Origin of the sequence: Pseudomonas sp. 13B_2.1_Bac1 (genome assembly GCF_025466155.1) — a bacterium.
Taxonomy (GTDB): Bacteria; Pseudomonadota; Gammaproteobacteria; order Pseudomonadales; family Pseudomonadaceae; genus Aquipseudomonas; species Aquipseudomonas aylmerensis.
The window spans coordinates 102,585-122,138 of the sequence record NZ_JANLOH010000036.1 but is presented as its reverse complement, the minus strand read 5'-3'; the positions used below and the strand labels follow the sequence as shown (position 1 = coordinate 122,138).

Below are 19,554 nucleotides of genomic sequence, written 5' to 3'. Positions count from 1 at the left end.
TTGTAGTAAAACTACAGGACGCCGAAGCAACCTTCGGCCATCCAAGAATTTATGTCGTCTGCCCACAAGGCCAGTCGCAAACTTCAGGCAACCGATTCTGGTAGCCTTTCCGCCCTGGAGCAAGCCATGCAAGACCTCGATCCCGTCGAAACCCAGGAATGGCTGGACGCCCTGGAATCGGTTCTCGACAAAGAAGGCGAAGACCGTGCTCACTACCTGATGACCCGTATGGGCGAACTCGCGACCCGCAGCGGCTCGCAACTGCCCTACGCCATCACCACGCCGTACCGCAACACCATCCCCGTTACCCACGAAGCACGCATGCCTGGCGACCTGTTCATGGAACGCCGCATTCGCTCGCTGGTACGTTGGAACGCCATGGCGATGGTAATGCGCACGAACTTGAAAGATTCTGACCTGGGCGGTCACATCTCCAGCTTCGCTTCCAGCGCAACCCTGTACGACATCGGCTTCAACTACTTCTTCCAGGCCCCGACCGACGAACATGGCGGCGACCTGATCTACTTCCAGGGCCACACCTCGCCAGGCGTCTACGCCCGTGCGTTCATGGAAGGCCGCATCACCGAAGAACACATGAACAACTTCCGCCAGGAAGTGGACGGTAACGGCCTGTCGTCGTACCCGCACCCTTGGCTGATGCCTGATTTCTGGCAGTTCCCGACTGTATCCATGGGCCTTGGCCCGATCCAGGCGATCTACCAGGCACGCTTCATGAAGTACCTGGAAGCGCGCGGCTTCATCCCGGAAGGCAAGCAGAAAGTCTGGTGCTTCCTGGGCGACGGCGAGTGCGACGAGCCGGAATCCCTGGGCGCCATCTCCCTGGCTGGCCGCGAGAAGCTGGACAACCTGATCTTCGTCATCAACTGCAACCTGCAGCGCCTCGACGGCCCGGTTCGCGGCAACGGCAAGATCATCCAGGAACTCGAAGGCGTGTTCCGCGGTGCTCAGTGGAACGTGACCAAAGTCATCTGGGGCCGTTTCTGGGACCCACTGCTGGCCAAGGACGTCGACGGTATCCTGCAACGCCGGATGGACGAAGTCATCGACGGCGAGTACCAGAACTACAAAGCCAAAGACGGCGCGTTCGTACGTGAACACTTCTTCAACACGCCTGAACTCAAGGCGATGGTTGCCGACCTGTCCGACGACGAGATCTGGAAACTCAACCGTGGCGGCCACGACCCGTACAAGGTCTACGCGGCGTACCACGAAGCGGTCAACCACAAAGAACAACCGACCGTCATCCTGGCCAAGACCATCAAGGGTTATGGCACCGGTGCCGGCGAAGCGAAAAACACTGCGCACAACACCAAGAAAGTCGATGTCGACAGCCTGAAGTTGTTTCGCGATCGTTTCGACATCCCGGTCAAGGACGAAGAGCTGGAGAACCTGCCGTTCTTCAAGCCGGAGCCGAACAGCGCCGAAGCCCGTTACCTGAGCGAGCGTCGTGCCGCACTGGGCGGTTTCGTGCCACAGCGTCGCGCCAAGTCCTTCGACATCCCTACACCGCCACTCGATACCCTCAAGGCTATCCTGGACGGCTCGGGCGACCGTGAAATCTCCACCACCATGGCCTTCGTGCGGATCCTCGCGCAGCTGGTCAAGGACAAGGAAATCGGTTCGCGCATCGTCCCGATCATCCCGGACGAAGCCCGTACCTTCGGTATGGAAGGCATGTTCCGTCAGTTGGGCATCTACTCCTCCGTCGGCCAGCTCTACGAGCCAGTCGATAAAGACCAGGTGATGTTCTACAAGGAAGACAAGAAGGGCCAGATCCTCGAAGAAGGCATCAACGAAGCGGGCGCCATGAGCTCCTTCATCGCTGCCGGTACCTCGTACTCCAGCCACAACCAGCCGATGCTGCCGTTCTACATCTTCTACTCGATGTTCGGTTTCCAGCGTATCGGCGACCTGGCTTGGGCAGCAGGCGACAGCCGTACCCGTGGCTTCCTGATCGGCGGCACCGCCGGCCGTACCACGCTGAACGGCGAAGGCCTGCAACACGAAGACGGTCACAGCCACATCCTGGCTGCCACCATCCCGAACTGCCGCACCTTTGATCCAACCTACGGCTATGAGCTGGCGGTGATCATCCAGGACGGCATGAAGAAGATGACCGAAGAGCAGCAGGACGTTTTCTACTACATCACCGTGATGAACGAGTCCTACCAGCAGCCAGCCATGCCGGCCGGTGTCGAGGAAGGCATCATCAAGGGCATGTACCTGCTCGAAGAAGACACCAAGGAAGCGGCGCACCACGTGCAGCTGATGGGCTCCGGCACCATCCTGCGTGAAGTGCGTGAAGCGGCTAAGATCCTGCGTGACGAGTTCAACGTCGGCGCTGACGTCTGGAGCGTTACCAGCTTCAACGAACTGCGTCGCGATGGCCTGGCCGTAGAGCGTCACAACCGCCTGCACCCTGGCCAGAAGCCACAGCGCACCTTCGTGGAAGAGTGCCTGACCGGCCGTAAAGGCCCGGTGATCGCTTCGACCGACTACATGAAACTGTTTGCTGAACAAATTCGCCAGTGGGTCCCGTCCAAGGAATTCAAAGTCCTGGGCACCGACGGTTTCGGCCGCAGTGACAGCCGCAAGAAGCTGCGTCACTTCTTCGAAGTCGACCGTCACTTCGTGGTGTTGGCAGCCCTGGAAGCCTTGGCTGACCGTGGTGAGATCGAGCCTAAGGTAGTGGCTGACGCTATCGTCAAGTTCGGGATCAACCCGGAAAAACGCAACCCACTGGACTGCTGAGGAGATTTTTTGTGAGCGAACTCATTCGCGTACCTGACATCGGCAGCGGTGAAGGTGAAGTAATCGAGCTGTTTGTGAAGGTCGGCGACACCGTCGAAGCCGACCAGAGCATCCTGACCCTGGAATCGGACAAGGCGAGCATGGAAATCCCTGCTCCCAAGGCCGGCGTGGTCAAGAGCCTGAAAGTGAAGCTGGGCGATCGCCTGAAAGAAGGCGACGAACTGCTGGAACTGGAAATCGAAGGTGCCGCTGATGCGGCCCCTGCGGCGGCCCCGGCTGCCGCTGCTGCGCCAGCACCTGCTGCTGAAAAGCCTGCTGCTGCCGAGGCCGCTCCGGCCCCGGCTGCTGCACCTGCCGCCGCCAGCGTCCAGGACATTCACGTCCCGGACATCGGCTCGTCAGGCAAGGCCAAGATCATCGAGCTGCTGGTCAAGGTCGGCGACACCGTCGAAGCCGACCAGTCGCTGATCACCCTGGAGTCCGACAAGGCCTCCATGGAAATCCCTTCGCCGGCTGCCGGCGTGGTGGAAAGCATCGCGGTCAAGCTGGAAGACGAAGTCGGCACTGGCGATTTCATCCTCAAGCTCAAAGTTCAAGGCGCAGCGCCGGCTGCCGCTCCAGCACCAGCGGCCGCTCCGGCTGCCAAGGCTGAATCGGCTCCGGCTCCGGCTGCTGCCGCCCCTGCGCCTGCTGCCAAAGCCGAGGCCGCTGCGGCCCCTGCTGCTGCCGCTCCAGCGCCAAGCGGTGCCAAGGTGCACGCCGGCCCTGCCGTGCGTCAGCTGGCCCGTGAGTTCGGCGTTGAGCTGAGCGCCGTGTCGGCCACTGGCCCTCACGGTCGCGTGCTGAAGGAAGACGTGCAGGTCTACGTCAAGGCCATGATGCACAAAGCCAAGGAAGCGCCAGCTGCTGGCGGCGCTACCGGTGGTTCGGGCATTCCGCCGATCCGCACCGTGGACTTCAGCCGCTTCGGCGAAACCGAAGAAGTGCCGATGACCCGCCTGATGCAAATCGGCGCGGCCGGTCTGCACGCCAGCTGGCTGAACATCCCGCACGTGACTCAGTTCGACCAGGCCGACATCACCGACCTGGAAGCTTTCCGCGTTGCGCAGAAAGCCGTGGCCGAGAAGGCCGGCGTGAAACTGACCGTGTTGCCACTGCTGCTCAAGGCCTGTGCACACCTGCTCAAGGAACTGCCGGACTTCAACAGCTCGCTGGCGCCAAGCGGCAAGGCGATCATTCGCAAGAAGTACGTGAACGTAGGTTTTGCGGTCGACACCCCGGATGGCCTGCTGGTACCGGTCATCAAGAACGTCGACCAGAAGAGCCTGCTGCAGCTTGCCGCTGAGGCTGCTGCACTGGCTGCCAAGGCCCGTGACAAGAAGCTCACCCCGGACGACATGCAGGGCGCGTGCTTCACCATCTCCAGCCTCGGCCACATTGGCGGCACCGGCTTCACGCCGATCGTCAACGCGCCGGAAGTGGCGATCCTGGGTGTGTCCAAGGCAACTATCCAGCCTGTGTGGGACGGTAAAGCGTTCCAGCCAAAGCTGATGCTGCCGCTGTCGCTGTCCTACGATCACCGTGTGATCAACGGCGCCGCCGCTGCACGCTTCACGCAGCGCCTGAGCCAACTGCTGAACGACATCCGCACCATCCTGCTGTAAGCCGCAGCGGCCTCCTCTTCAGCGGGGAGGCCCTTGCCGCACCGATTTCCGAGCGCCACGCTCGTACCTCAACCCCGCCACTTGGCGGGGCTTTTTTTGCCTGCGTACCGGGTAAAAATTGAACAAGGCAAACAGGTTTGTACACCTTCCGTCACATCGATTGAAGAAACCCCTCGCGCGGCCGATAACCCCCTTATAGCACTTAGCCTTCATCCTCTCTTGTCAGCCCGCGCCGCATGATGCAACCTTGCCGCAGGCAGCAGAAAAGAGGGCGTGAGCCCGGCGCCGTGCGCGTTATTTCAAGTGAGTCTCCCCCCATGAAAAGCCAACCCGATGTCGCCCGTATGGCGGCCGAGGTAGTGACGCAGTTACCGGTGCCTTCGCGCCTCGGTATGCTGCGTTTCGAGCGGCTTAATGAGGCAAGCTGGGCCCTGCTCTACCTCGACCCCAACTGCGAGCGCCAATTCGGCCTGCCGGCGGTCGAGCTGTGCGCGCTGATAGGCACCCCCTACGCCAGCCTGATGGAGCCCCAGGCGCGCTATCAACTGCACGACACCATCCAGCAGCAACTGACCCAGAGCCCTCACTATCTGGTGCGCTACACCCTGCACACCAGCGACGGCCCACTGAGCCTGCTGGAAATGGGCGAAGCCTACAAACAGCACAATCGCCATCTGCTGCGTGGCTACCTGATGGTGGTCGACGGCTTGTTCAGCGAAGTGCCTTCCCCCGCCCCCACGGCGGAGCTGGAGAGCCAGAACAGCCGCCTGCAGATCGCCCTGGAGCTCAACCAGCGCGCCCAGCAGGAACAACTGCAGCACCTGGAACGGGTGCGCGCCCAGCAGGAGCTGATCCTGTTGCTGGCCCGCCAGCGCTACACCACTAACAATTCGCTGCAAGAAGCCGCCGAACTGATCACCCGCAGCGCCTGCGATATCTACCAGATCGACTGCGCCAGCATCTGGAACCTCGAAGGCCAGCGCCTGGTGCCGATTTCGGCGTACCACCGCGCGGACCAACGCCACCATATGCCCGAGGCGATCGACGCGAGCGGCTTTCCCGACTACCTGGAAGCCCTGCACACCAGCCGCGCCATCGACGCCACCAACGCCATGCGCGACCCGCGCACCCGCGAGATGGCCGAAAACCTGCGGGCCAAGGACATCTACGCGATGCTCGACGCGAGCATCCGCGTCGATGGCCAAGTGATCGGCGTCTTGTGCCTGGAACAGGGCGGCAGCCCGCGCGCCTGGCAGGCCGATGAAATTGCCTTCGCCGGTGAACTGGCCGACCAGTTCGCGCAAGTCATCAACAACCACAACCGCCGCACCGCCACCAGCGCCCTGCACCTGTTCCAGCGCGCCGTGGAACAAAGCGCCAACGCCTTCCTGCTGGTCAACTGCGATGGCGTGGTGGAATACGTCAACCCGAGCTTTACGGCGATCACCCAGTACAGCGCCGAAGAGGTCCACGGCCACCGCCTGGCCCAACTGCCGGCCCTGGAGAACCTCAGCGAACTGCTGTTCGATGCGCCCTCGAGCCTGGCCAAAAGCAATAGTTGGCAGGGCGAGTTCAAGAGCCGGCGCAAAAACCTCGAACCCTACTGGGGCCAGCTGTCGATTTCCAAGGTGTATGGCGATAATCGTGAGCTGACTCACTACATCGGCATCTACGAAGACATCACCCAGACCAAACTCGCGCAGCAGCGCATCGAGCGCCTGGCCTACACCGACAACCTGACCAACCTGGGCAACCGCCCGGCCTTCATCCGCAACCTCGACGAGCGCTTTGCCCGCGACAGCGACAGCCCGATCAGCCTGTTGCTGGTGGACATCGACAACTTCAAGCGGATCAACGACAGCCTCGGCCACCAGACCGGCGACAAGCTGCTGATCAGCCTGGCACGGCGCCTGCGCAACAGCCTGAGTGCCGGCGGCAGCCTGGCGCGGTTTGCCAGTAACGAGTTTGCGGTGCTGCTCGACGACACGGACCTGGAGAGCGGCCAGCAGGTCGCCAGCCAACTGCTCGCGACCCTCGACAAGCCGATGTTCGTCGACAACCAGTTGATCAGCGTCACCGGCTCCGTGGGCCTGGCCTGCGCGCCGCTGCACGGCCGCGATCCACAGACATTGATGCGCAACGCCGGGCTGGCCCTGCACAAGGCCAAGGCCAACGGTAAACACCAGGTGCAAGTCTTTACCGAAGCGCTGAACGCCGAGGCGAGCTACAAGCTGTTCGTGGAAAACAACCTGCGCCGTGCCCTCACCCAGAACGAGCTGGACGTGTTCTACCAGCCCAAGCTGTGCCTGCGCAGTGGCCGTTTGCTGGGCATGGAAGCGCTGCTGCGCTGGAACCACCCGGAAAAAGGCATGATCCGCCCCGACCAGTTCATCAGCGTGGCCGAAGAAACCGGGCTGATCATCCCCATCGGCAAATGGATCGCCCGCCAGGCCTGCCGCATGAGCCGGCAATTGAGCGCCGCCGGCATGGGCAACCTGCAGGTGGCGATCAACCTGTCGCCCAAGCAGTTCTCCGACCCGGACCTGGTGGCGTCCATCGCCACGATCCTCAAGGAAGAACAGCTGCCGGCCAACCTGCTCGAGCTCGAACTGACCGAAGGCCTGCTGCTGGAGGCCACGGAAGATACGCGCCTGCAACTGGACCAATTGAAAAGCTTCGGCCTGACCCTGGCCATGGACGACTTCGGTACCGGTTACTCGTCGCTCAGCTACTTGAAAAAATTCCCCATCGACATCATCAAGATCGATCGCAGCTTTATCCACGAAATCCCGGACAACCAGGACGACATGGAAATCACCTCGGCGGTGATCGCCATGGCCCACAACCTCAAGCTCAAGGTGGTGGCCGAAGGCGTCGAAACCTCCGAGCAACTGGCCTTCCTGCGCCGGCATCGTTGCGACGTAGGCCAGGGCTACCTGTTCGACCGGCCGATCCCGGGTGCAGAGCTGCTCGAGAAGCTCAAGCGCTACCCGCGCGGGCCAATCGCCTGACAGCGCCGTAACACTCGGGCACACTGGCGGTCTGAATTCTTACCTAACTCAATCTGACTGAGAGGACTGCCCATGGTCTTGCGCTCGGAAATTCTGGTGAACAAAAACGTGCTGCCTACTCAAGAACAAGCTTTGCCTGGCCGTGAAACTCCGATGAACCTGCCGCAGACGCACTTCGTCAACGGCAACCCGCTGCTGGGCCCGTTTCTGGATGATGTCGGCTTCGCGATATTCGGCCTGGGGTGCTTCTGGGGTGCCGAGCGCAGGTTCTGGCAGCGCGATGGCGTGGTCAGCACCGTGGTCGGCTACGCCGGCGGCTTCACACCGAATCCGACCTATGAAGAAGTCTGCTCGGGACTGACCGGCCACAGCGAAGTGGTGCTGGTGGTATACGACCAGGCCAAGGTCAAGTATGAAGACCTGCTGAAAATGTTCTGGGAATTGCACAACCCGACCCAGGGCATGCGCCAGGGCAATGACATCGGCAGCCAGTACCGCTCGGTAATCTATGCGACCACGCCTGAGCAATTGGCCGCGGCGAAGGCCAGCGCACAGGCGTATCAGCAAGAACTGAACAAGGCCGGCCTGGGTGCGATCACCACGCAAATCGAAGAAGCACCGACGGTGTACTTCGCCGAGGCATACCACCAGCAGTACCTGGCGAAGAATCCGCAGGGCTACTGCGGGATTGGCGGCACGGGCGTGACCTGTCCGATCTGAAGATCGGAGCGACAAGCCATAAGCCGCAAGCTACAAGCTGCAAGTTGTGTTCGCTGCTGTCACTTGCAGCTTGCGGCTTGTAACTATTCCGCTATGAGCCAATCCATCTGCCACCCACCCTGGGTCTGGCCAAGCTTCTTGGACAGCCACGGCAGCAGCTCACGCAATTCCTCTTCCAGGCCCCACGGCGGGTTGGCGATCGCCAGGCCCGAGCCGGTCAGGGTGTTTGGCGTGTCTAGCGGATGCACCAGCAATTCCACCCGCAGCAACTTCGGCGCACCGCTGCCGGCCAGGTCCTGGTAGAAACGGCGCAACATGCGCTGGTCCTTCACCGGGTACCAGATCGCCGCCACGGTTTGACGCATCCGGCCTATCGCTTCCTTGAGGGAGGCGGCGCAGCGTTGCATTTCATCGAGTTGCTCGAACGGCGGGTCGATGAGCATCAGCGCACGCTTTTCCGGCACCGGCAGCAGTGCGCGAGGCACATGCCAGCCTTCGCCGAGGTGCACCTTGACCCGGCGATCACCCTTCATGTTGTCCTTGAGCAGCACGCCATCTTCGGGGTGTTTTTCGTTGAGCAACACGCGGTCCTGCGGCCGGGTGAGGCGTCGTGCCAGCTCAGGTGAGCCTGGGTAGTAGCGCAACTGACCGTCCGGGTTCATCTCATGCAACACGCGCATGTAGTCGGCGGTCAGCGGCGGCAGGTCGCTCGCGCCCCACAGGCGGGCGATGCCTTCCAGGTATTCACCGGTGCGGTTGGCCTGGTCGCCCTGCAGGTCGTACAGACCAATGCCGGCGTGGGTATCGAGGTAGGCGAACGGCTGCTCCTTGCGCGACATCAGGGCGATGAGGCGGGTCAAGGTCAGGTGTTTGAAGACATCGGCGTGGTTGCCGGCGTGAAAGGCGTGACGATAATTCATGGTTGCTCCTGCGCAGGGGGCGAAGTTTACCTTCTACACGGGCAAAGGTGCAGGGCTGCGTGTCGGGCGGTGCTTATGTCGCAAACGCAGGCATACCCCCGAAAACAATCTAATGCCCCGGGTGGACGCGGGCTTGCCCGCGACGCAAGTGACGCGGTATTACCCGTAGTGCGCGGTGATGCCATCGCAGGCAACCAGCCCCCAGCGTTCTCGACGGGGGCATCCAGGAATCCAAGGAGGTCAATAACCATCATGAAAGACGCCACCCTTGCACTGCACCACGGTTTCAAGTCGGACCCGACCACCAAGGCCGTCGCCGTGCCGATCTACCAGAACGTCGCCTTCGAATTCGATAACGCCCAACACGGCGCCGACCTGTTCAACCTGGATGTGCCCGGCAATATCTACACACGGATCATGAACCCCACCAACGATGTGCTGGAACAACGCATGGCGGCCCTCGAAGGCGGGATCGCTGCCCTCGCCGTCTCGGCTGGCAGCGCTGCAATCCACTATGCGATCCAGACCCTGACCCGTGCCGGTGACAATATCGTCACCACCCCGCAGCTGTATGGTGGCACCTACACCCTGTTCGCCCACCTGCTGCCCAGCTTCGGCGTGGACGTGCGCTTCGCCCGCAACGACTCCGCCGAGGCCATTGCCGAACTGATCGACGACAACACCAAGCTGGTCTACTGCGAAAGCATCGGCAACCCGGCAGGCAATATCATCGACATCGAAGCCCTGGCCGACGTCGCTCATGCCCGTGGCGTACCGCTGATGGTCGACAACACCGTGGCCACGCCGATCCTGTGCAAGCCGATCCAGTTCGGCGCCGACATCGTGGTGCACTCGGTGACCAAATACGTGGGTGGCCACGGCAACTCCCTGGGCGGCGTGATCGTCGACAGCGGGACGTTCCCGTGGACGAAATACGCGGATAAATTTCCCGGCCTCAACCAGCCCGAGCCGGCCTATCACGGCGTGGTCTACACCGAGAAATTCGGCCCTGCCGCTTTTATCGCCCGCGCCCGTACCGTGCCCTTGCGCAACACCGGCGCCGCCCTTGCGCCGATGAATGCGTTCCTGCTGCTCCAAGGCCTGGAAACCCTGGCCCTGCGCATGGAGCGCCACACCGAGAACGCGCTTAAAATTGCGCAGTTCCTGCAAGACCATGCCGACGTGGAGTGGGTCAGCTACGCAGGCCTGCCGGATCACCCGCACCATGCGCTGGCGCAGAAATACATGCAGGGCAAACCGTCGGCGATCCTGTCCTTCGGCTTGAAGGGCGGCTATGAGGCCGGCGTGCGTTTCTACGATGCGCTGCAGATCTTCAAGCGCCTAGTGAACATCGGCGATGCCAAATCCCTGGCCTGTCACCCAGCCTCCACCACCCATCGGCAAATGAACCAGCAGGAGCAGGCCAAGGCCGGCGTGAAGCCGGAGATGATCCGCCTGTCAGTCGGTATCGAGGCGATCGAAGACCTGGTCGAGGACCTGCAACAGGCACTCGACTCAACCCGACTCTGAAACCAGGTAGTCGGCCAGCGCCTCGTGGCTGATCTGCGCACGGCGCACACAATAGGTGACCTTGTGCCGCAGGGTCGCCGGCGTAAACGCCGTGTACACGTCCGGGCGCTGCTCTTCGAGCCATTGCAGCAGGTTGTCGACCAGAATGTGCGGCGGTTGCGCTGCCAGATGCTCCAGTACTGGCGCAGGCACCCGCCACCAGGGGCAGGGGTTGGCCTCGGTCACGGGCCCCGGTACCACCGCCAGCGGTTGACCATTGATCAGATACCGCTTGAACACTGGCAGCACCTTCCCCGCCTCGCCGCCCAACGCCTGCAAGATCGGGTGAAACTGAACCCCATCCCAGAAGCGCAAAAACACCTCCTGGTTATCGGGCAGGTACACCTTGGTCAGGCCTTGCAGGTGCGCAAGCACGGTCTCCAGCGGGCTGGACGATATCGCCAACCACCCCCAATCCGTGGCGGCGCTGGCAGCAATCCAATCGAGGAAAGCGCTACCCGGCTCGACAATGCCCACATAAGGCATGACCTCATCCCAGTCAGCGTAGGCGGTGCCGGCCCACACGGGGTGCGGCAGATTCCCCGCCGCCATGGCTTGCCAGGCAGCATACGGCTTGGCCTCGCTGGCACTGCCCAACACCGCGAAAAGCCGCTCATGGGCAAGCAAAGGGCATTCGGCCAACCAGGCGCCAGGCGTCAAATGTGGAGGCATCAGGCTGGACTCCTTGCCCGGGGGGATTGACCGGCCAGATCGCACTGGCCGTTCTTGCATCGCTCGCACTCCTCGCAAAAGGGTGCGCTGCGTTTCAGGCTGGCTATCTGCACACGACTTAATGGCGCGGCAATCACTGCGAGCAATGTCTCCTTCAAACCGGGCAGCAACGGTGCGGCCGCCGCAGCGGGAGCACCGCCCAGTTGAATCGGCACGCTGCTGAATATGCCGCCCGAGGACAGCGTGATCGATTGCCCGCCCGCCTGAATCGTCACACTCGCACCGGCATCGATGACCACACTCTGCCCCGCGCCGATCTGGATGGTTCGCCCGGCCCGCATCTGCTGCGAGCCGCCGACCACCAGGTGATCGTCCTGCTTGAGTTCAGTCAGCCGATTGCCATGGGTGATGCGTTGTTCTTCGCCCTGCAGTTCATGGTGCGATTCACCACCCACCCTCACCCGCCGCCGGTTATCCACCTGCACCTGCTGATCATGCAGCACATGTTGGGTCCAATCCCGCTGGGCACGCAGGTAGATTTCCTCGGCGCCCTTGCGATCCTCAATGCGCAACTCGTTATAGCCGCCCCCACCGGGGCTGCTTTGGCTGCGGAAAATGCTGCGGGTCTTTTCTGCGGGCAGGTCGAGGGGCAACGTCGTCGCCGCGTTGGGCACGCACCCCATCACCAGCGGCATGTCCATGTCACCATTGACGAAACCCACCAGCACCTCCATGCCGACCCTGGGGATCAGCACCGAGCCATAGCGGTCATGCGCCCAGCCACTGGCGACCCGCAGCCAGCAACTGGAATGCTCGTCATGTTCACCGCCGCGATCCCAGGCCAGTTGCACCTTGACCCGCCCATATTCGTCGCAATGGATCTCACTGTCGGCGGGGCCGGTGACTACGGCACTCTGATAACCCGAAATAACCGGGCGCGGCTGCTCAGGCAATGGCGGGCGAAAGATCACTGCCCACGGCGCGGCGACAAATTCATTGCGATAACCCTGGCGAAACGCTGTGCCAGACACCGCCGTAACAGCCTCTTCCAATACCTGCGGTTGCTTGCCTGCATGCGTCACCTCGCGCACCAGCCACACATCATTCCAAGCCTCGCGCGGGTGCCCGCTCAGCCTGAGGAACCGACCACTGGCCAGCGCCGGCACATCACCGCTGCCATGGGCCAGCTGGTAATCACTGCGATGACGCTCCAGCCCACGCTGCGCCAGATATTTGCCATGGGCACGGTCGTTGAAATGGCCGGGGAAAACCTGCTGCTCAAGCGTGGGAAGCTGCTCACCGGCGGCCGCACTCTCCAGGACGAGGCGCGGTTTTTGAAAGTCATAGTCGCGTAGATTGACCGACGTGGTACGCGTGGCCAAGCGCACGGCAAACCGCTTGATTGCCTGCGCCTCAGCCACCATTCCGGAGCCGGGCGCATACGGCGTGGACTGTTCAGCCTGGGCAAACACCGTCTGGTCATCGCCAAAGACCAACAAGTGCGCTTCGGGCGAATGCTGGAAGTGATAGTGAATCCCCACCTCCGCACATAGCCGCTGAATGAACGCCAGATCAGTCTCGCCGAACTGCACGCAATACTCGCGCGGTGGGTAAGTACCACTCAGGCTGAACTGGAATTGGTCGCTCTGGATGCCCTGCCCCACCAATACCCGCGCCACAATCTGTGGCACCGTCTGCTGCTGGAAGATCCGCTGGTGGCTGCTGTGCTGCAGGTACGCCAGCTGGGGCACCAGGCTGAGCTGATAGCGCGTGAGGCGTCGCCCGGAGTCGCCCTGCGCCACGCGGTAGACCAGGCCATGCACCCCGCGTCCCTGGGCATCGAAGCCAAGGTACACCTGGCGATGCAGCAAGCTTTCCAGGTCCAGGTCAGGCTGCTCGCTGACCAGCTCAAGGTCAAAACAATAGGGCTGGCTGATGGCTTCGGTGCCGTGAAACTCGAACACCTTGAGCTCACTCGGCACCCCATCCAGGGTCAGGGTAAAGGCACTTTGATTGGCAGGAGCGAACATCCGGTGTTTCTCTGCGAGGGGTAGGCGGCAGATTCTGCACCACTGCTCCACGCTAAAGAGCATGCTCACTGCAAATCAGTAAAACCCTACATAGGAGCGTCAGAATCTTCTTTGACTCGTCTGAAATCACACGCAAAAAAGGCCCGCCATCCGTAGGATGCGGGCCTTTTCTTTAACTCATCAGGCGCTCAGCGCCCGGCGAATTACTTGTTGAGGTTGTAGTCTTTTTCCGCAGCATCAAAACGCTCGATCATGCCGGCGGTCGGTGCGCCCAGCTTGCTGACGAAGTAGATCGCCAGGCTGGCGAAGATGAAGCCTGGGATGATTTCGTACAGGCCGAGCAATTCGAAGTGCTTCCACACGATTACGGTGATCGCGCCGACCAGGATCCCGGCCAGTGCGCCGTTGCGGGTCATGCCTTTCCAGATCACCGAGATCAGTACCACAGGACCGAACGCGGCACCGAAGCCGGCCCAGGCATAGCTCACCAGGCCCAGCACACGGTTGTTCGGGTTGGCAGCCATGGCGATAGCGATCAGCGCCACCACCAGCACCATGGCGCGGCCGACCCACACCAGCTCGACCTGGGAAGCATTTTTGCGCAGGAAGGTCTTGTAGAAGTCTTCGGTCAGCGCGCTCGAACATACCAGCAGCTGGCAGCTCAAGGTGCTCATGACCGCTGCCAGGATGGCCGACAGCAACACGCCCGCAATCCATGGGTTGAACAGCAGCTTGGCCAGCTCAATGAACACACGCTCGTGGTTCTCGTTGACCGGGCCGGCCACTTCCGGGTGCGCCGAGAAGTAGGCGATACCGAAGAAGCCCACCGCCACGGTACCGCCCAGGCACAGGATCATCCAGGTCATGGAGATGCGACGCGCATTGGCAATCGACTTCACCGAGTCCGCTGCCATGAAACGCGCGAGGATGTGCGGCTGGCCGAAGTAACCCAAGCCCCAGCCCATCAGCGAGATAATGCCGATGAACGTGGTGTTCTTCAGCATGTTGAAGTTGTCGGGGTTCTTGGCTTCGATCGCCAGGAAGGTGGTGTCGACGCCACCGGTGGCCAGCAGCACGATGATCGGCGTGAGGATCAGCGCGAAAATCATCAGCGTGGCTTGTACGGTATCGGTCCAGCTCACCGCCAGGAAACCACCCACAAAGGTGTAGGCAATCGTCGCAGCCGCGCCGGCCCACAGCGCAGTCTCGTAGGACATGCCGAAGGTGCTTTCGAACAGGCGGGCGCCGGCCACGATGCCGGAAGCGCAATAGATAGTGAAGAACACCAGGATCACCACCGCAGAGATGATCCGCAGCAGGCCGCTTTTATCTTCGAAACGGCTGGAGAAGTAGTCCGGCAGGGTCAGGGCGTCGCCGTTGTGCTCGGTCTGTACCCGCAGGCGACCGGCCACGAACAGCCAGTTGAGGTAGGCACCGACGATCAGGCCGATGGCGATCCAGCTTTCCGACAGGCCGGACATGTAGATCGCGCCCGGCAAGCCCATCAACAGCCAGCCGCTCATATCCGAAGCACCGGCCGACAGGGCAGTGACCACGCTGCCGAGGCTGCGACCGCCGAGGATGTAGTCGGAAAGGTTGTTGGTGGAGCGATAGGCCATGAAGCCGATCAGCACCATTGCTGCGATGTAGATCACAAACGTGATCAGGGTGGGATTACTAACGCTCATATGAGTGACGCCCTGGCTTTGTTTTTATGTAGCAGCGGTCTCGCGGACGGCTACCCCATTGCTAGTTGGGGAGACGAACCGGCGTGCCGCGCATTTATGACTGACGTTTCCCCAGGAAAGCCGTCAGCCGATGAACCGAACCGTAAAGGTGGTTGCACCTTGGGCGCGAATGCTATTCAACAAAGCAAATAAGGTGCAACCAGTTTCTTGAGAATAAGTTGCACCTAGGCGTGTATTGCAGCAAACAGCGCGTTTTTGCTCCTTTTCGGAGCAAGAACAGCCGATCTCAGAAGCAAATGCACCAACACGCAGCGAATTCCGTCGAGGGCCAAATTTTTTCCCGATCACGATCGAAAAATTCATGAAGAAAATGGGTTGCACCCGGTTGCACCTCCGCAGGCGCAAAGCTAATCTTGCCGCCAGCTGATGCCACTCGGTAGTGGCACCCATGAGGATAAAAAAATGGCTACGACCACCCTTGGGGTCAAACTCGACGACCCGACCCGCGAACGCCTGAAGGCCGCCGCGACCTCGATTGATCGCACGCCGCACTGGCTGATCAAGCAGGCGATTTTCAATTACCTGGAGAAACTCGAGGGTGGTGCAACCCTGACCGAGCTGAATGGCTTGAGCAGCAAGGACGCGGATGACGCCGGCGAAGTCCAGGCCGACCACGCCCACCAGTGCTTCCTGGAGTTTGCCGAGAGCATCCTGCCGCAATCCGTGCTGCGCGCCTCGATCACCGCCGCTTACCGTCGCCCTGAGCCGGAAGTGGTGCCGATGCTGATCGAGCAGGCCCGCCTGCCGCAGCCCATGGCCGAAGCCACCAACAAGCTGGCCGCCTCGATTGCCGAGAAACTACGTAATCAGAAGAGTGCCGGCGGCCGTGCCGGTATTGTTCAGGGCCTGCTGCAGGAATTTTCCCTGTCATCCCAGGAAGGTGTCGCACTGATGTGCCTGGCCGAAGCGCTGCTGCGCATCCCGGACAAGGGCACCCGCGACGCGCTGATCCGCGACAAGATCAGCACCGGCAACTGGCAGCCGCACCTGGGCAACAGCCCGTCGCTGTTCGTCAACGCCGCCACCTGGGGCCTGTTGCTGACCGGCAAACTGGTCGCCACGCATAACGAAGCAGGCTTGACCTCGTCCCTGAGCCGCATCATCGGCAAGAGCGGCGAGCCGATGATCCGCAAGGGCGTCGACATGGCCATGCGCCTGATGGGCGAGCAGTTCGTCACCGGCGAAACCATCGCCGAAGCCCTGGCCAACGCGAGCAAGTTCGAAGCCAAGGGCTTCCGCTACTCCTACGACATGCTCGGGGAAGCCGCCCTGACCGAGCACGATGCCCAGAAGTACCTGGCCTCGTACGAACAAGCCATCCACTCGATCGGCAAAGCCTCTCACGGTCGTGGGATTTATGAAGGCCCAGGCATCTCCATCAAGCTGTCGGCCTTGCACCCGCGTTACAGCCGTGCGCAATACGAGCGCGTGATGGACGAGCTGTACCCGCGCCTGCTGTCCCTGACCCTGCTGGCCAAGCAATACGACATCGGCCTGAACATCGACGCCGAAGAAGCCGATCGCCTGGAGCTGTCGCTGGATCTGCTCGAACGCCTGTGCTTCGAACCACAGCTGACCGGCTGGAACGGCATCGGCTTTGTGATCCAGGCCTACCAGAAGCGTTGCCCGTATGTGATCGACTACGTTATCGACCTGGCCCGCCGCAGCCGCCATCGCCTGATGATCCGCCTGGTGAAAGGCGCGTACTGGGACAGCGAAATCAAGCGCGCACAGGTTGAAGGCCTGGAAGGCTATCCGGTCTACACCCGCAAGGTGTACACCGACGTTTCCTACATCGCCTGTGCACGCAAACTGCTGTCGGTGCCGGAAGTCATCTACCCGCAGTTCGCCACGCATAACGCCCACACCTTGTCGGCCATCTACCATATCGCTGGTCAGAACTATTACCCCGGCCAGTACGAGTTCCAATGCCTGCACGGCATGGGTGAGCCACTGTACGAGCAAGTCGTAGGCAAGGTCTCCGACGGCAAACTGAATCGTCCGTGCCGCGTGTACGCACCGGTTGGTACCCACGAAACGCTGCTGGCGTACCTGGTGCGTCGCCTGCTGGAAAACGGCGCCAACACCTCGTTCGTCAACCGGATTGCCGACCAGTCCATCTCGATCCAGGAGCTGGTGGCCGATCCAGTGGCCAGCATCGAGCAGATGGCGACGCTGGAAGGCGGCTTCGGTCTGCCGCACCCGCGTATCCCGCTGCCCCGCGACCTGTATGGCAGCGACCGCGCCAACTCGGCCGGCATCGACCTGGCCAACGAACACCGTCTGGCGTCGCTGTCCTGCGCGTTGCTTGCCACCGCGCACAACCACTGGAAGGCCGCGCCGATGCTCGGTTGCGCCTCCAGCGACCAGCCTGCTGCACCGGTGCTGAACCCGTCCGACCTGCGTGATGTGGTCGGTCACGTACAGGAAGCCACCGTCGAAGACGTCGACAACGCCATCCAGTGCGCCATCAATGCCGGCCCGATCTGGCAGGCCACCCCGCCCGCCGAGCGCGCCGCGATCCTGGAACGTGCCGCCGACCTGATGGAGGGCGAGATCCAGCCACTGATGGGCCTGCTGGCTCGCGAAGCCGGCAAGACCTTCGCCAACGCCATCGCCGAAGTGCGCGAAGCCGTGGACTTCCTGCGCTACTACGCGGTGCAGGCACGCAACGATTTCACCAACGACGCCCACCGCCCACTGGGCCCGGTGGTCTGCATCAGCCCGTGGAACTTCCCGCTGGCAATCTTCAGTGGCCAGGTCGCTGCCGCACTGGCTGCCGGCAACCCGGTACTGGCCAAGCCTGCGGAGCAAACGCCGCTGGTGGCTGCCCAAGCCGTGCGCATCCTGCTCGAAGCCGGTATTCCGAAAGGCGTGCTGCAACTGCTGCCGGGCCAGGGCGAAAGCGTCGGTGCGCGCCTGGTCGGCGATGAACGCGTCAAAGGTGTGATGTTCACTGGCTCCACCGAGGTCGCGCGCCTGCTGCAACGCAATGTCGCCGGCCGCCTGGATGCCCAGGGCCGTCCGATCCCGCTGATCGCCGAAACCGGTGGCCAGAACGCGATGATCGTCGATTCTTCGGCGCTGACCGAGCAAGTGGTCATCGACGTGGTGTCCTCGGCCTTCGACAGTGCCGGCCAGCGTTGCTCGGCCCTGCGTGTCCTGTGCCTGCAGGAAGATTCGGCAGACCGCGTGATCGAAATGCTCAAGGGAGCCATGGCTGAATGCCGCCTGGGTAACCCGGAGCGCCTGTCCGTGGACATCGGCCCGGTGATCGACGCCGAAGCCAAGGCCGGTATCGAGAAACACATCCAGGCCATGCGCGACAAAGGCCGCAACGTGTACCAGGTGGCCATTGCCGACGGCGAAGAGATCAAGCGTGGCACCTTCGTGATGCCGACCCTGATCGAGCTGGAAAGCTTCGACGAACTGCAACGCGAGATCTTCGGCCCGGTGCTGCACGTGGTGCGCTACAAGCGCAAAGAGATCGACCAGCTCATCGCGCAGATCAATGCGTCCGGCTATGGCCTGACCCTGGGCGTGCACACCCGTATCGACGAGACCATCGCCAAGGTGATCGACAACGTCAATGCCGGTAACGTCTACGTCAACCGCAACATTGTTGGTGCCGTGGTCGGCGTGCAGCCGTTCGGCGGCGAAGGCCTGTCGGGGACCGGCCCGAAAGCCGGTGGTCCGTTGTACCTGTACCGCCTGCTGTCGACTCGTCCTACCGATGCGATCGAACAATCCTTCGTGCGTGGCGACAAGCTGACCGCACCGGATGTGCGCCTGCGCGACGCCATGAGCCAACCGCTGACAGCCCTGAAAACCTGGGCTGACAGCAATCAGTTCAGCGACCTGAGCGCCCTGTGCAACCAGTTCGCCGCGCAATCGCAAAGCGGTATCACCCGTCAGTTGGCTGGCCCGACTGGCGAGCGCAACAGCTACGCCATCCTGCCCCGCGAGCACGTGCTGTGCCTGGCGGACGTAGAAGGCGACCTGCTGACTCAACTGGCGGCGGTGCTGGCTGTTGGCGGTTCTGCGGTATGGCCGGAAACCGACCTGACCAAGGCCTTGTTCCCACGCCTGCCGAAGGAGATTCAGGCGAAGATCAAGCGCGTGGCCGACTGGACCAAGGATGACGTGGTGTTCGACGCCGTCCTGCACCACGGTGATTCCGATCAACTGCGTGCGGTGTGCCAGCAAGTGGCCCAGCGTGGCGGGGCGATTGTCGGCGTGCATGGTTTGTCGCAAGGCGAGACCGCGATTGCATTGGAACGCCTGGTGATTGAACGGGCGTTGAGCGTTAACACCGCTGCAGCAGGCGGTAACGCCAGCCTGATGACCATCGGCTAAACCTTCTAAGCTGCAAGCTGCAAGCTGCAAGCCTCAAGCCTCAAGCCTCAAGCCTCAAGCAGCTTGTAGCTTGTAGCTTGTAGCTTGTAGCT

The 19,554-nt window shown here is 62.0% G+C and carries 11 protein-coding genes; 6 read left to right on the top strand and 5 right to left on the bottom strand.

Translation table 11 applies throughout. The features are described from left to right. Window positions 1–126: 126 nt before the first annotated feature. The 4 genes from aceE (at window position 127) to msrA (ending at window position 8,167) form a co-directional block, all read left to right on the top strand. Window positions 127–2,772 carry a pyruvate dehydrogenase (acetyl-transferring), homodimeric type gene (gene aceE / locus NTD80_RS07925; protein WP_065900019.1) on the top strand — a complete coding sequence of 882 codons (2,646 nt, stop codon included), beginning with the start codon at window positions 127–129 and terminating at the stop codon, window positions 2,770–2,772. A gap of 11 nt (window positions 2,773–2,783) precedes the next feature. Continuing rightward, window positions 2,784–4,436 (top strand): dihydrolipoyllysine-residue acetyltransferase, encoded by a 1,653-nt coding sequence (aceF, locus tag NTD80_RS07920; protein ID WP_262133030.1) that lies wholly within the window; start codon window positions 2,784–2,786, stop codon window positions 4,434–4,436. Window positions 4,437–4,753: 317 nt separating this feature from the next. After that, entirely contained in the window at window positions 4,754–7,447 is a 2,694-nt protein-coding gene (locus NTD80_RS07915) for a putative bifunctional diguanylate cyclase/phosphodiesterase (RefSeq protein WP_065900016.1), read from the top strand. A gap of 72 nt (window positions 7,448–7,519) precedes the next feature. Then, on the top strand, window positions 7,520–8,167 hold the full coding sequence (gene msrA, locus NTD80_RS07910) for a peptide-methionine (S)-S-oxide reductase MsrA (RefSeq protein WP_262133027.1): 648 nt from the start codon (window positions 7,520–7,522) through the stop codon (window positions 8,165–8,167). Window positions 8,168–8,250: 83 nt separating this feature from the next. Here the strand turns inward: msrA and NTD80_RS07905 are convergent, their stop codons facing one another. Then, complete coding sequence (locus NTD80_RS07905) at window positions 8,251–9,087, bottom strand: 23S rRNA (adenine(2030)-N(6))-methyltransferase RlmJ (protein WP_262133025.1); 837 nt, start codon at window positions 9,085–9,087, stop codon at window positions 8,251–8,253. Between the two features lie 252 nt (window positions 9,088–9,339). On the opposite strand from NTD80_RS07905, the gene NTD80_RS07900 reads away from it, so the two are divergent. Beyond that, window positions 9,340–10,617: an O-acetylhomoserine aminocarboxypropyltransferase/cysteine synthase family protein gene (locus NTD80_RS07900; RefSeq protein WP_262133023.1), complete on the top strand. Its 1,278-nt coding sequence runs from the start codon at window positions 9,340–9,342 to the stop codon at window positions 10,615–10,617. On the opposite strand, the gene NTD80_RS07895 is transcribed toward NTD80_RS07900, so the two are convergent. The 4 genes from NTD80_RS07895 to NTD80_RS07880 form a co-directional block, all read right to left on the bottom strand. Beyond that, the gene (locus NTD80_RS07895) at window positions 10,603–11,328 is read right to left on the bottom strand and encodes a DUF4123 domain-containing protein (RefSeq protein ID WP_262133021.1); all 726 of its coding nucleotides are present in this window, start codon (window positions 11,326–11,328) and stop codon (window positions 10,603–10,605) included. The genes NTD80_RS07900 and NTD80_RS07895 overlap by 15 nt on opposite strands. Next, complete coding sequence (locus NTD80_RS07890) at window positions 11,328–13,358, bottom strand: type VI secretion system tip protein VgrG (protein ID WP_262133019.1); 2,031 nt, start codon at window positions 13,356–13,358, stop codon at window positions 11,328–11,330. Before NTD80_RS07890 ends, NTD80_RS07895 begins: the two co-directional genes overlap by 1 nt. Before the next feature lie 203 nt (window positions 13,359–13,561). Next, the gene (gene putP, locus NTD80_RS07885) at window positions 13,562–15,046 is read right to left on the bottom strand and encodes a sodium/proline symporter PutP (protein ID WP_065900004.1); all 1,485 of its coding nucleotides are present in this window, start codon (window positions 15,044–15,046) and stop codon (window positions 13,562–13,564) included. A 123-nt stretch (window positions 15,047–15,169) separates the two neighbouring features. Continuing rightward, the gene (locus tag NTD80_RS07880) at window positions 15,170–15,427 is read right to left on the bottom strand and encodes a hypothetical protein (RefSeq protein ID WP_262133016.1); all 258 of its coding nucleotides are present in this window, start codon (window positions 15,425–15,427) and stop codon (window positions 15,170–15,172) included. An 81-nt stretch (window positions 15,428–15,508) separates the two neighbouring features. Between NTD80_RS07880 and putA the strand changes: the two genes are divergently transcribed. Next, window positions 15,509–19,462 carry a trifunctional transcriptional regulator/proline dehydrogenase/L-glutamate gamma-semialdehyde dehydrogenase gene (gene putA, locus NTD80_RS07875; RefSeq protein ID WP_262133014.1) on the top strand — a complete coding sequence of 1,318 codons (3,954 nt, stop codon included), beginning with the start codon at window positions 15,509–15,511 and terminating at the stop codon, window positions 19,460–19,462. The last annotated feature ends 92 nt before the right edge of the window (window positions 19,463–19,554 follow it).